This is a genomic window from Oscillibacter sp., assembly GCF_031978065.1.
GTDB lineage: Bacteria > Bacillota > Clostridia > Oscillospirales > Oscillospiraceae > Oscillibacter.
Genome location: NZ_DALZCH010000018.1, coordinates 1 through 13,070 on the forward strand (window position 1 = coordinate 1; position 13,070 = coordinate 13,070).

A 13,070-nucleotide genomic window follows, 5' to 3' on the forward strand; every position below is an offset into this window, starting at 1 on the left:
GAACCACAGGAGCTACGGGAACCACAGGAGCTACGGGAACCACAGGAGCTACGGGGCCAACCGGGCCTTCAAGTGGAAATAATACGTATATTGAAACCGGGACGCTGGGAACAATTAACGCCGGAATTTCTTATAATCAAGGCGGAGGAAACAACGAGGCCTTTGCCGCGCTGATATTTGACTGTGGCGCTGATAAAGTTGTCACGGAGATTGCAGCTTACATTACGCAAGTAGGTGCACGTACGGGCGTCTTCCAAATGGCGATTCTACTGCCCACAAGCAATAGTCAGGCGGAGGTCGTTGCAGTAACAAACACAGTCAATTCTATTTTCGGAGGGATTTTTGTAATCCCACTCACTACATCGGTTACACTCAGGGCCAATACATCATACTATCTGGCGGTATATAATCAAATCAATGCAGCAATCATCGGCGGATTTACTGCGGGTGCATCAATAGGGGGAGACGCACCTCCAATCAATTTTAGAGTGCAAAATCTGTCCGGTTTTAGAGTCGGCCAGAGTATCAGCACCGGCGATACAAGTCAACGTTTATCGCCTTGGCTGTATTCGTGTTAAGCTGGCTTTCAGCCTTTTATCACATCAGCAGCGTTTGTACGTCAGAGTTTTAGTTGTGGTGGGAGCGTAAACAGTCAGTTGAATAGAAACAAGATAAAGCTATCGGCAGCAGAATTGCAACCGATAGCTTTATTTCGTAAAGGACACAATGTTATTGGGCGTACAGCCAATCCTTATGCCAGCTTTTCCAACGTGGCAATTGTGATGCGCTTATTCTTTTCCAGAGAATCTCCGCTTGCTTTAATATTTTCCCGTCTTGTATGCAAGACTCATGTGGTTATCGCGCTCTTCTGCCGACAGCGTTGGGGTCTGTGCTTTTTCTTCGGCCGGATACGCAGAAAACCGTTGTGTATCAGCGAGCTTAAACTTACTAACCTCATGCTGCAAGGTCTGGGCCTGGGCTGCCAACTCCTCGCTGGAAGCCGAGCTTTCTTCCGCAGTAGCGGCATTCGTCTGTACCACTGCCGAAACCTGTGACAAGCCTTCGTTAATCTGTTCAATCGAAGCTGCCTGCTCGCTGGTGGCGGTTTCAATTTCGCGAATAGACTGTACAGCCAATTCCGCTTTCTCAGAAGCCTCTATCAAACGTTTTAACGTGTCCGCAGCCAGTTTTTCTCCTTCGGATACAGTTGCAACTGATTTTTCAATCAATGCAGCCGTTTGCTTGGCTGCTTCCGCAGATTTTGCCGCAAGGTTGCGCACTTCATCGGCTACCACAGCAAAGCCCTTTCCGGCGCTTCCGGCTCGCGCTGCTTCCACAGCGGCGTTCAGCGCAAGAATGTTGGTCTGGAAAGCAATATCCTCCACCAACTTAGTGATTTTGGAGATTTCCTGGGAAGTCGTACTGATTTCCTGTATGGAGGTGTTAAGTCGCTGCATGTGGTCGTTACTCTCTGTAATATCATTTTCCGCCTGTTCAACATACCTCACAGACTTTTGAACATTTGTAATATTCAGTTCCGCTTGCTGGGTTACGCTTGTGATAGAAGCGTTTAGCTCTTCAACGGTTGCCGCCTGTTCTGTGGCTCCGGCTGCAAGGGCCTGCGCCGCGGCAGATACCTGATCCGCACCAGAGTTGACTTCTTCTGAGGTTGTGTTAATCAACAGCAATGTACGATTGAGGTTTGAGGAAATCGATTCTATTGCTTGCCTGATGGCAACAAAGTCTCCAGCATATTCGAGATTCATAGTAATCCGCATATCTCCGCGTGACATCTGCCCCAGCTTTTCTGAAATGTCGTGTATGTAGCTTTGCAGGGAGGAGATGGTTAAGCGCATTGCATCGGCCAATACGCCCAACTCATCGCCGGACTGATAGGTAAGTTCAGTATCCAAATTTCCCCGGGACAATTCAGAAGCAATCTGCGACATGCTTGTCAGGGGCTTTGCAATTGCTTTTCGGATGTAAAGAGTAAGAACCGCAGCAACCAAAATTAAGAGGATCACCACGCCCAGGATTGAAAAAATAGTAGTGGTATTCAACGCGGCATTTATTTTCTCAATTGATACGCCTGTAAAGTAAATTCCGATAGCATTTCCGTCGCTGTCGATAATCGGGGAGTACACCGTAGCATAGGGCATCCCTAATATATCTGCATTTCCCTGATATTCAAGGCGGTCTTCTAACACTGTCTTTGAGATATTAGAATCCAGCTTTGTACCGACTGCACGTTCTCCATTTTGGATAACGGTGGTGTTGGCACGCTCGTCACCAATAAAAATAGTAAATTCATTCCCTGTCATTTCCTTCATGCGATCAACAAAGGCGGGGTCCACCATAGAGTAGCCGGTTGATACGACACCTATGGTCTTTCCCAATGCATTTTTAACAGGTGCGCCAGTTCGGATGCTTAATTTAATTTCATTGCCCAGATCAATATGAGTGGTAATCTCTCCGTCGAGTGCCATGGAGATATTCTTCTGTGAGATAACAGAATCGCCCGTTTTATCACTGTGCGTACGTGCAATAGTAATTCCCTGCGCATTTGATACAGTGACAAAATCCACGTCCAGCCCCATCACGGTACTTGCCTCTGCTGCTGCGGACCTTATGGCGGCTGCATCACCACTTTCTACTGCAAGAACCATGTTTTCGTAGCTGGCCATAGAGGTTGCTGCTCTTACGGAATCCTCCTGATAATCCTCCAAAACAGCTTGCATCGTATGGAGTGCAGCATTACTCCGCTCCTCATTGGCTTGCTCAATCAGCCGATAACTGCTGATTGACATGTAGGTAACGGTCAATGCACCTACAAGTAAAATTCCGCAGGTAGCAAACAGTGACAGTTTAAATCCCACTTTTTTGGTGAATGAAATTCCTCTGCTTTTTTGCATATTGCTGTTCCCTGATTTCAGGGCCTTGGGTTTCATTTTCATGCAACCGAATCCTCACTTCTTATTTTGATTTACGCCCCCGTAATAGCAGCAATTCCAGACTGAGGAGTCTGAAATTCCATTTTGGGATTTGTCCGTGTTTTGACTTAAAAAAATCTCCTTTAAGTTTCATTACAATTTTTTGAATGGCATGCTAGAATAAAATTTACGTGTTTAATTTATAATATAATAATAGAGTGAAATAAGCGGTTGCATTTGTCACAGTTTATTTGAAACCATGCGTAAGACAGCTTTTCCCCTGGATTACAAGGCGCTTTCCGCAGGAGTGACCAGAGAATTGACGGCACATTCCGCAATACACATGTGCACAATGTGCAGTTCATTGAACTTTTCAATGGCAATTTTTTTTTGCTCCATCAACGAGTGGGCGTAGATATTTAGAGTAATACCAACGCTGGAATGCCCCAATATCTCGCTGAGGGTTTTGATATCAACCCCAATTTCAAGGGCTCTTGTGGCAAAGGTATGGCGTATTGCATGGAATTTTCGATCCCGAATACCGGCGTCTTTCAAAACCCGCTTGTAAATGCGCTGATAAATACGAGGGTCAAAGGGTGCGGGTTTATCCGAAAGAATGTAGTTATTTTCATTCATAGAATCGGGATCCCGCGCTCTTGCCAGTTCGAGCAAAAAGGAGGGCAAAGGTATTTTGCGTAAAGAAGCTTTACTCTTGGGCGACCCCACATGAAGATATGTTTTTTCTCCGCCGCCTTTAAAATTTTGAATGCGTGACACCGTTCTGGAAACAGACATCACGCCAGCCTCCAAATCAAAGTCGTTCCACTTAAGCGCACATAGCTCCCCTATGCGGATTCCTGTATAGAAACAAAGCATTAAGCCAAAGGTCCGTTTATCTTTGGAGCAATGGACTGCATGTTCAATGGAACGTTGTTCCTTTACTGAAAAGACGGGTATTTCTTTTTGGCATGTACTCGTCTTTGGCAATGCTACATATTGGAGCAGACAGGCAAATTGAGACTGGCTTTGGGAAATATCCCGCAAAGAAGTTTTGAAGATAGATAAAATCTTTTTACGGTATATTTCAGAAAGAGCCGTTTTTTCATTGACCGCTTTTAAAAATCGCGCAATGGATTGCTCTGTCAACTGCATGTTTTCCGGTTTCCTGAAATGCGGAAGCATATATTTTTGTGTGCAGCGAAAGTAGCTTTCATAGGTCGATGGTTTTAAACGGCTATAAAGGTCTCCTTTCAGCCAATCTTCAAATAAAATTGCGGCGTTGTCGCAGGGGATGGCAGGAGTAGATTTCACAGCGTCTCTCTCCCCTTTTTGATACTTCATTTTTGCCCGGACATCGCGGTATGTTTTTGCATAAAAAGAGTGGTACTTTCCATCCTGTTGAATCGCTCGGCCTTCCCAACGGCCATCCTTGCGCTTATAAATATTTTCTCCTTTTCGTGCCATCGTGTATAAATCCTCCTCTGTAAACCTTGATGAGTGACGCTAAAATTGACGGCTTATTTTTAGTACAAAAGAAAAAATTTTCATTATTGTGCCAGAAATGCTTGCGTAAATGCTCTGATATGAAAAATTGGCGTTTGATTGACAAGAAAACACAAGAGGTATATAATAAAAATCGTCGTATTTTGTCTAAAATAGCCGTCATGGTTTCAAATAAACTGTGACATTTTTTCAGCATTAAGGCAATACGAGAATTAAATTTGACAATAAAGCAAGAAGCAAGTCCACAGATATTTTTCTGTGGACTTGCTTATTTTTCGGAGTCTTCAGGCGCTGTCTCTTCCGTTTTATTGGGTACGAGTTCTAATTACACTTGGCAGTCCGTATGAGATGCATATTTCCTTGTCGTTTGTTCGGCTATAATTGAACGCAGCGGATGATAAAGTCCGAAAACAACGGATGCAGAACGATGAAAACGATTGGTTGACAGGGGTTTGAACGGCTTTAAGTCGAGGCCTTTATCTATGTCATGGCAAAGCGCGCTTCACTTCCATGCTTGACAGTGTTGTGTAGAAAAAGAGGTGAAAATTACTATGACGTAAGCGCGTTGCAGTGCGGCTTTGTCTTTGAAACCGGCGAGGAATTTTTAAAGGTAATGGATACCGACCTGTTTTCTAAGACTGTCATGGAGATGAATAAGGTCAATGTCCATCCCTTGGATTGCAGCTTTGTGGGCGGTATGCGTCACGTCATTGGGAAAAAGCCTAGACCTCGCAGCGCACCGGACTGCGCTTTTGTGCGCTCTGCGGTCCACAGAGGGGATTCTGTTTGTCGAGGACGCGTAATTGAAAATAAAATGGCCTTTTGCCTTATACGATTCAAAAAACCGTTTCAGGCAAAAGGCCATTTTTATAAGCTTACATAGGCACGGCGCGTTTCTGCGCAGTAATTATTTCACCGCGGCAAAGCCGTTTTGAAGATCGGCAAGGATATCGTCGATATGCTCCGTGCCGATGGACAGGCGGATGGTGTTGGGCTTAATGCCCTGATCCGCAAGCTCCTCGGCGGAGAGCTGAGAGTGGGTGGTGGTGGCGGGGTGAATGACCAGAGACTTCACGTCCGCCACGTTGGCAAGCAGAGAGAAAATTTCCAGATGGTCGATGAAGGCGTGAGCTTCCTCCTGCCCGCCCTGAAGCTCGAAGGTAAAGATGGACGCGCCGCCGTTGGGGAAATACTTCTCATACAGCGCATGGTCCGGGTGGTCAGGCAGAGAGGGGTGGTTCACGCGCTCCACCTGAGGGTGGTTCGCCAAAAATTCCACCACCTTCTTCGTGTTTTCCGCGTGCCGGTCCAGACGCAGAGAGAGGGTTTCAACGCCCTGAAGCAGTAAAAACGCGTTGAAGGGAGAGATGGCGGCGCCGGTGTCCCGCAGAAGAATGGCCCGCACATAGGTGACAAAGGCGGCGGGTCCGGCCGCATCCACAAAGCTTACCCCGTGATAGCTGGGGTTTGCGTCGGCGATGGGAGCAAATTTCCCGGCGGCCTTCCAGTCAAACTTGCCGGAGTCCACAATAATGCCGCCCAGCGTGGTGCCGTGGCCGCCGATAAACTTGGTGGCGGAGTGGACCACGATATCGGCCCCGTACTCGATGGGGCGGATGAGATAGGGCGTGCCGAAGGTGTTGTCAATCACCAAAGGCAGGCCGTGCTTATGGGCGATTTCCGCAATCGCGCCGATGTCGGGAATGTCGGAATTGGGATTGCCCAGCGTCTCCACAAAAACGGCCTTGGTATTGTCCTGAATGGCGGCTTCCAGCTCGGTCAGATTGTGTGCGTCCACAAAGGTGGTGGTCACGCCGAACTGGGGCAGGGTGTGGGCCAGAAGATTGTAGCTGCCGCCATAGATGGTCTTCTGAGAGACGATGTGGTCCCCCGCCTGCGCCAGCGCCTCAATGGTGTAGGTGATGGCCGCCGCACCGGACGCGGTGGCAAGGGCTGCCACGCCGCCCTCCAGCGCCGCAATGCGCTTTTCCAGCACGTCCTGCGTGGAGTTGGTCAGCCGCCCATAGATGTTGCCCGGGTCCGCCAGACCAAACCGGGCGGCTGCGTGGGCGGAGTTGTGAAATACGTAGCTGGTGGTCTGGTAAATGGGCACGGCCCGGGAATCGGTGGCGGGATCGGCCTGCTCCTGACCTACGTGAAGCTGCAAGGTCTCAAATTTATAGTTGCTCATGGTAATACCTCTTTCATTTATGTAAAATTAAAATAAAAAAGCCGGGGCTGTCACGCAGCTCCCGGATAAGAGGTATGGCCTGTTTGGTGCGGCTTTGTCACCAAGGGCGCGAACAGGACATGCCGACGCGCCCGGCCATATCACTTGTCCGGGAGTACAGCATTCGCCCACAACGGAAATTGCCCCGCAGCAGTTTTTGAAACAGCGTTGTCATATCCCTCACTCCTCTCAGTTTTAATAACCTATATGATTGATTGGTATGGTGGGTATTGTATCGCCCCAATTTTGATTTGTCAATAGGTTTTTAAAATAAAATATCCGGCGGTCTTGTTCTTGACTTCCTTGAATTCTCTGCCTATAATGGGGCCACCCTATGTAAATGCGGCGAAAACTCGGTTGGCGCGGCCCTATTTCAGGTGAAATGCCGAGGAATTTTGCCGGAACCTTCCAGTGAGAAAAGGCGGGCGCGGGACAAAGGACAGCAAAACAATCCCTGCGGGTTCCTATGGAACAAGGAGGAGAGCAGGCCATGACCTTACAGCAGCTAAAATATTTTATTGAAACGGTGAACTGCGGTTCCATCAGCAAGGCGGCGGACAACCTTTTTTTGTCTCAGCCCAGCCTGTCCAGTTCCATCAAGGAGCTGGAAAACGAAACCGGCGTGGAGCTGTTCACCCGGACCTCCAAGGGCATGGCCCTGACGCAGGACGGCGTGGAGTTTTTGGGCTATGCCCGGCAGGTAATCGAGCAGGCGGATTTTCTGGAGCGGCGGTATCTCAGCAAGAAGCCGCCCCGCCGGGTGTTCAGCGTTTCCTCCCAGCACTATGCCTTTGCGGTGAACGCCTTTGTCAGCATGGTCCGCAAAACCAACGCCGACGAATACGAGCTGACCATGCGGGAAACCCAGACCCACGACATTGTGGAGTCCGTCAGAACCCTGCGCAGCGAAATTGGCATTCTCTATCTGAATCCCTTTAACCGCAAGGTGATTGAAAAGCTTCTGCGGGAGAGTGATTTGACCTTTCACTCCCTGTTCACCGCCAAGCCCCATATTTTTACCGGTAGCGCCAGCCCCCTTGCAAAGCGGGAGTATATCACGCTGAAGGATTTGGAGGGCTACCCTTGCCTGACCTACGAGCAGGGGGAGTATAACTCTTTTTATTTTTCGGAGGAGATTCTCAGCACCGAGTTTCACAAAAAAAGCATCAAAGTGACGGACCGTGCCACCATGTTCAACCTGATGATCGGACTGGACGGGTACACGATTTCCTCCGGCATCATCAGCGCCGACCTTAACGGCGACAATATTGCCGCCATTCCTTTGCAGGTGGAGGACTCCATTGAGGTGGGATGGATTTCCCACCGCTCCATCCGACTTACCGCGCAGGCGGAGTTGTATCTGGAAGAGCTGGACAAGGCCATTCGGTATTACGGTGTTCCCGGCGAGATGATATAGATTTAAACTATGGATGTGGATAGGATATCGGTGTTACCCTATGGGCTTCTTCCGTGCTATCATATACCCATCAAACACGTAGGAGGAACATCCATGAGCAATAGATTTCAGACGGTGGGCAGCCTGCTTCGTCCCGAGGCGCTGCTGGCCTATAAGCGTCAAATTGAAGACCGAGAGGATATTCAGTATCCCTTTTATAATGATTTTCCGGGTTATCAGCAGGCGGAAGCCGAGGCAACAAAGGCCGTTGTAACCAAGCAGGCCGAGCACGGACTGGCGGTGCTGACGGACGGCGAGTATTCCAAATCCATGTGGCATCTGGACTTCATCTGGGGTCTTGGCGGCGCGGAGCGCCGGTTTGCCGACCACGGCTATTTTTTCCGTGACAAGGACGAGCACGGTCATTTTGAGACACGCCGGGATATCGGCATCGCCATCACCGGTCCCCTGTCCGGAAAGAACCACCACTTTGTTGAAATTTACAAGCAGTTGGCGGCTTTGGCCCCGGAGGGCGCGGCGCTGAAGCAGTGCGTCTGGGCGGCCGCCCACGCCTATACCGAGCTTGCCATTTTTGACAAGCTGGCAGGGCCCGGTCAGGTCTATGCCGACAACGAGGCTTTGAAGCAGGGCGTGATTCAGGCCTATAAGGAGTTTGTGGCGGAATACGCTGCTGCGGGCGGGAAAATCATTCAGTTTGACGACTGCCTGTGGGAGCTGTTTGCCGCCGACAATGACAATTCTCCCTTCACCGGCGGCACCAATTCTCCGGAGGTGCTGGGACTGGCCGAAGACTTTGTGAATATCAACAACCAGATCATCGACTATGCCCACTCTCTGGGTCTGACGGTCTGGACCCATAACTGCCGAGGCAACTATGCCTCCCGGAACATGGGAGGCGGCACATACAGCGCCATTGCAAAGCTCTTTTTGGGCCAGCAGCGGTACGACCGGTTCTTTTTGGAGTGGGACGACGACCGCGCCGGGTCTTTGGAGGCACTGGCGGCATTTAAGGACCGGCCCGATACGGAAATTGTCTTGGGTCTGCTCTCCAGCAAAAACAATCAGCTCGACGACGAGGCCCGCGTCCTCCGTCTGCTGGACGAGGCGGCGTCCATGATTCCCAAGGAACGGCTGTACCTCTCCCACCAGTGCGGTTTTGCCTCTTGCGATGGCGGAAACGAGCTGAGCGAGGCCGAGCAGTGGGCCAAGATCGATCAGGGCCAGCGGCTGGCGCAAAGCTATTGGGGCGAGTAAGAATTTCTTAAATTGCCCGAACATTACGACGCCCCTCTTTTTCCATCCCGGAATATTGTAAAGGCAAGCGCCGATATTATCTGCTATGCAGACGGTATCGGCGCTTGCCCGCCTATTGCATTGTCCGTAGGCATTCTGTATAATAATGGCATGCAATGCTGAAAATACAGGACTGCTTATCTGATAAAGGAGGAACACAACATGGCAAGAAAGATCGGGTTTATCGTCGGAAGCCTGCGGGCCGATTCCTACAACAAGAAGATTGCCAAGCAGTTTGCCGCTTTGCTGCCGGAGGGCTTTGAAGCGGTGTTTATCGAAATCGGCAATCTGCCGCTTTACAATGAGGATTTGGATGCGGCGGGAAAGGTCCCCACGGAATGGACCGCATTTAGAGAAACGGTAAAAACAGTGGACGGCGTTTTCTTTTTCACGCCGGAATACAACCGCTCCATGCCCGCGGCGATGAAAAACGCGCTGGACGTTGGCTCCCGCCCCTATGGCGAGAGCGTGTGGCCGAAGAAGCCCGGCCTGGTGGTCAGCGGCTCTGTGGGTCCTGTGGGCGGCTTTGGAGCCAACCATCACCTGCGCCAGACGCTGGTATGCGTGGACGTTCCCGTTTTGCAGCAGCCGGAGGCTTATATTGGCAGCGTTCCGGGCCTTTTGGACGAACAGGGAAATATCGTGGAGCGCACGGTGGAGTTTTTCCAGAAGATTGTGGACGAATATATGGTGTTCTTCCACAAGATGGCGGATTGACAACATACCCCGCGCTGCGGAATCCCATGAAGCTTAAAGGACGTGCCGTCGGCAAAAGCCGACGGCACGTCCTTTTTCTGCTTTACAGCTTTGGCAGGGTCATGATAAACCGGCTTCCCTGCTCTCCTCGGCTCTCCGCCCGGACGGTTCCTCCGTGGGCCAGCGCAATGGACTTTACAATCGCAAGGCCGATTCCCGCGCCGCCGGATTCCCGGTTTCGGGATTTGTCGGTGCGGTAAAGCCGCTCAAATATAAGGGACAGCTCCTGCGGAGGGATGCCGATACCGTCGTCCTCCACGGTCAGAGTGGCGTGGTCCTCGCCGTCCTTCACACTGATGCGGATGTGCCCGTGGGCTCCGGTGTATTTCACGGCGTTGGAAAGCAAATTTACCATCACCTGACACAGCTTGTCCCGGTCGGCCTCCAGAATGGAGGAGCCGCCCTCCACCGTCAAAGACAGGTTCTTCTTTTTAAAGTCCGCCGCAAAGCTGGCGCATACGGTGCGGACAACCTCCATAAGGTCCACCCGGGTTTTATGGAGGGCAAGATTTTCGTGCTCCATTTCCTCCAGCCGCTCCAAATCCGCCACAAGGCCAGAAAGGCGGCCAATCTCCTCATAGCAGCTTTGCAGCCGCTCGGCGCTGGGCTCCCACACGCCCTCAATCATCATTTCAAGATGGGAGGAAAGCGTGGTGAGCGGGGTGCGCAGCTCGTGGGCAACGTCAGCGGTAAGCTGTTTTCGCATTCGCTCCTGTCCCGCCAGCCGGTCGGAAAGATGGTTGATGGCGGCGGTCAGCTCGTCCAGCTCCAGAGTTCCCGTGTTGCCCTCGAAGCGGGCGGAATAGTCACCCTGAGAAATCTGCTTTGCGATATACCCGGTTCTGATAATCGGGCGGGCGATGCGCCTTGCCAAGACGCCGCTGACAAGTAGAGCCGCGCACAGCGAGGCCAGCCCCACGGCAACCAGCACCGTGTTGAGCGCGCCCAGAAAGCGGAAGTCGCTGTCGCTTAAAAAGTATGGGCCGTAATAACTGATGGAGAGAGAGCCAACCGCCTGCTCGTTTTGGGTCAGAGGATAGTCGTGAGCGGCAAACGCGCCCTGCATGTCGGGCCGCCATTTTTTCATCCGCGCGGAAATTTCCGTCATCACCTGATGGCACGCAGACATGTCATGATTTTCCGCGTCCCAGACAATCGCGCCCTCTCGGTCGTAGACCTTGACAATATAACCGTCATACAGAGCGTACATCCCCGCGCCATGCAGATATTCCTCGTTCCATTGCTCCGTCAGTCCGTCATACTGGCCGCTGAAATTGGAAATCATGTCGTCGGCCTTTTCCTTTTGCTGCGCCCCGATATATTTTTCAAATTCCCCGGCGATCAGAATGTTAGACAGCAGGCTGATGACCGCCACGGTAAACAGCACGATCAGCGCCATGGTCAGGGATAGTTGCCCTTTCAGTCTGCGCATATCATTCCCCCCCGAATTTATAACCCAGCCCGTGCACTGTGAGAATGTATGCGGGCGAACGGGGATCGTCCTCTATTTTTTGCCGGAGATTTTTCATATGACTGTCAATGGCCCGGTCATAGCCGTCAAATTCGTCGCCCAGAGCAAGGGTGATTAGCTCGGCCCGGGTAAACACCTTTCCGGGATACTTCACCAGTGCGGATAAAATTTTCAGTTCGTTGGGGGTCAGGCTGACAGGCGTTCCCTGTTTTCGGATGACATTCTGCTCAAAATCCACATACAAATCTCCGTCATTCCATGAATTTTTCATGGTCAGGGGAATCAGGTCGTCCCCGGCGCGGCGCAGCAGGGCTTCAATCCGGGCGCACAACACCTTCAGACTAAACGGTTTTGTGATCTAGTCGTCCGCACCCAGCCCAAGCCCCTCCAACTGGTCGTTTTCCTGCGCCTTTGCCGTCAGCATGACAATGGGGACCCGGGATTTTTTCCGTAGAATCCGGCAGACCTCTTCCCCTGTCATGTCGGGCATCATGAGGTCCAGCACCACCAGCGCCACGTTCATCCGGTCAAAAAGCTCCAGTGCCTGCGTGCCGGTTTGGGCGGTGTAAACGGAAAAGCCCTTGCTTTTTAAGAAGGAGGCCACGGCCTCCAAGATTTTCGGCTCGTCGTCCACCACCAGAATGTTTTTGCTGTCCTTTGTCATACGCGGCACCTGCCCTGTCGTGAAATTTGTCCCCCTGTACCCGGACGGAGAAACGGAAACCGCGAGGAATTGCGGTTCCCGTTTTTTACGCAATGCCCGCCAGATGTCCTCCTGCCGCGGGGTTTGGCTGTCTCCATGATATACCCGGGATTGACCAATTGCAACCAAAACGGTGTGGGCTGCCGGTTTGGCGACCGCGCTGCGTTTGCTCTGGGAAAATCCCCAATCCCGGATACGAAGCGCCGGTTTCCCATCTCTGCGGCAAATTCCCCCCAGCTTTGTATCCCTGTTAGTATTCCACCTTCCAGTTTTTAAAAATCTGCGCTGACTCATTCAGAAAATCATTGGAAATGGTAATGGAGTCCTCCGTCACGGTTTTGTTCCCATCCATAATCGGCCAGGGATTGCAGCCTCCTGCCTCAACCTCAACCCGGTCCATGGTAAACTGGTTGCCGCAGTTTTGGCACACCAGCTTGTCGCCCGACTGCTCGTAATATCCCCGCCCGGAATCATAGCAGACCTGACAGGTGTTGAAAGCGGTGCGGATGGTGCCGTCCGGCGCCTTCACGGCGATGACCTCCATGGCGGTTCCGTTGACCTCTGTTGGGTAAAAGGAGGCCTGATCCGTAATGTCCTCCAGACTAATGACAAGGTCCTCCCCGCTGCTCGAGGACGTCTGCGGGGTGGCGTCCCCGTCGGTCCCGCCGGAGCAGGCGGCCAGAGCAAGGGTGGATGCAAGGGCAAATACGAAAGCCCCCGCGGTCTTCCATTTGGCCTTTCCGTGGGGTTTTACCTGAATAAGCATT

The 13,070-nt window shown here is 51.5% G+C and carries 8 protein-coding genes and 2 pseudogenes; 4 read left to right on the plus strand and 6 right to left on the minus strand.

The window, feature by feature from the left end; genetic code table 11:
* Window positions 1-578: pseudogene (locus tag RTK01_RS04350) on the plus strand (hypothetical protein); the annotation flags it as partial.
* 240 nt (window positions 579-818) lie between these two features.
* Here RTK01_RS04350 and RTK01_RS04355 read toward each other — a convergent pair.
* The 3 genes from RTK01_RS04355 to RTK01_RS04365 all read right to left on the minus strand — a co-directional run bounded on the left by RTK01_RS04355 (window position 819) and on the right by RTK01_RS04365 (window position 6,624).
* The gene (locus tag RTK01_RS04355) at window positions 819-2,954 is read right to left on the minus strand and encodes a methyl-accepting chemotaxis protein (RefSeq protein ID WP_312279801.1); all 2,136 of its coding nucleotides are present in this window, start codon (window positions 2,952-2,954) and stop codon (window positions 819-821) included.
* A 261-nt stretch (window positions 2,955-3,215) separates the two neighbouring features.
* Window positions 3,216-4,394: a site-specific integrase gene (locus tag RTK01_RS04360; protein WP_312279802.1), complete on the minus strand. Its 1,179-nt coding sequence runs from the start codon at window positions 4,392-4,394 to the stop codon at window positions 3,216-3,218.
* A 946-nt stretch (window positions 4,395-5,340) separates the two neighbouring features.
* Window positions 5,341-6,624 (minus strand): O-acetylhomoserine aminocarboxypropyltransferase/cysteine synthase family protein, encoded by a 1,284-nt coding sequence (locus RTK01_RS04365; RefSeq protein WP_312279803.1) that lies wholly within the window; start codon window positions 6,622-6,624, stop codon window positions 5,341-5,343.
* Between the two features lie 529 nt (window positions 6,625-7,153).
* On the opposite strand from RTK01_RS04365, the gene RTK01_RS04370 reads away from it, so the two are divergent.
* From RTK01_RS04370 to RTK01_RS04380, 3 genes are all read left to right on the plus strand, one after another.
* Window positions 7,154-8,080: a LysR family transcriptional regulator gene (locus RTK01_RS04370; RefSeq protein WP_312279804.1), complete on the plus strand. Its 927-nt coding sequence runs from the start codon at window positions 7,154-7,156 to the stop codon at window positions 8,078-8,080.
* Window positions 8,081-8,173: 93 nt separating this feature from the next.
* The gene (locus tag RTK01_RS04375; RefSeq protein WP_312279805.1) at window positions 8,174-9,334 is read left to right on the plus strand and encodes a cobalamin-independent methionine synthase II family protein; all 1,161 of its coding nucleotides are present in this window, start codon (window positions 8,174-8,176) and stop codon (window positions 9,332-9,334) included.
* A gap of 201 nt (window positions 9,335-9,535) precedes the next feature.
* On the plus strand, window positions 9,536-10,090 hold the full coding sequence (locus tag RTK01_RS04380) for an NAD(P)H-dependent oxidoreductase (protein WP_312279806.1): 555 nt from the start codon (window positions 9,536-9,538) through the stop codon (window positions 10,088-10,090).
* A gap of 82 nt (window positions 10,091-10,172) precedes the next feature.
* Here the strand turns inward: RTK01_RS04380 and RTK01_RS04385 are convergent, their stop codons facing one another.
* The 3 genes and pseudogenes from RTK01_RS04385 to RTK01_RS04395 form a co-directional block, all read right to left on the minus strand.
* Window positions 10,173-11,561: an ATP-binding protein gene (locus tag RTK01_RS04385; RefSeq protein WP_312279807.1), complete on the minus strand. Its 1,389-nt coding sequence runs from the start codon at window positions 11,559-11,561 to the stop codon at window positions 10,173-10,175.
* A gap of 1 nt (window position 11,562) precedes the next feature.
* Window positions 11,563-12,264 (minus strand): annotated as a pseudogene (locus tag RTK01_RS04390) (response regulator transcription factor).
* 289 nt (window positions 12,265-12,553) lie between these two features.
* The gene (locus RTK01_RS04395; protein ID WP_312279808.1) at window positions 12,554-13,069 is read right to left on the minus strand and encodes a DUF2318 domain-containing protein; all 516 of its coding nucleotides are present in this window, start codon (window positions 13,067-13,069) and stop codon (window positions 12,554-12,556) included.
* Window position 13,070 lies beyond the last annotated feature (1 nt).

Coding starts and splice junctions, on each gene's coding strand:
- RTK01_RS04355 (WP_312279801.1), bottom strand. CDS start 2,954: ATGAAAATGAAACCCAAGGCCCTGAAATCAGGGAACAGCAATATGCAA.
- RTK01_RS04360 (WP_312279802.1), bottom strand. CDS start 4,394: ATGGCACGAAAAGGAGAAAATATTTATAAGCGCAAGGATGGCCGTTGG.
- RTK01_RS04365 (WP_312279803.1), bottom strand. CDS start 6,624: ATGAGCAACTATAAATTTGAGACCTTGCAGCTTCACGTAGGTCAGGAG.
- RTK01_RS04370 (WP_312279804.1), top strand. CDS start 7,154: ATGACCTTACAGCAGCTAAAATATTTTATTGAAACGGTGAACTGCGGT.
- RTK01_RS04375 (WP_312279805.1), top strand. CDS start 8,174: ATGAGCAATAGATTTCAGACGGTGGGCAGCCTGCTTCGTCCCGAGGCG.
- RTK01_RS04380 (WP_312279806.1), top strand. CDS start 9,536: ATGGCAAGAAAGATCGGGTTTATCGTCGGAAGCCTGCGGGCCGATTCC.
- RTK01_RS04385 (WP_312279807.1), bottom strand. CDS start 11,561: ATGCGCAGACTGAAAGGGCAACTATCCCTGACCATGGCGCTGATCGTG.
- RTK01_RS04395 (WP_312279808.1), bottom strand. CDS start 13,069: ATGCTTATTCAGGTAAAACCCCACGGAAAGGCCAAATGGAAGACCGCG.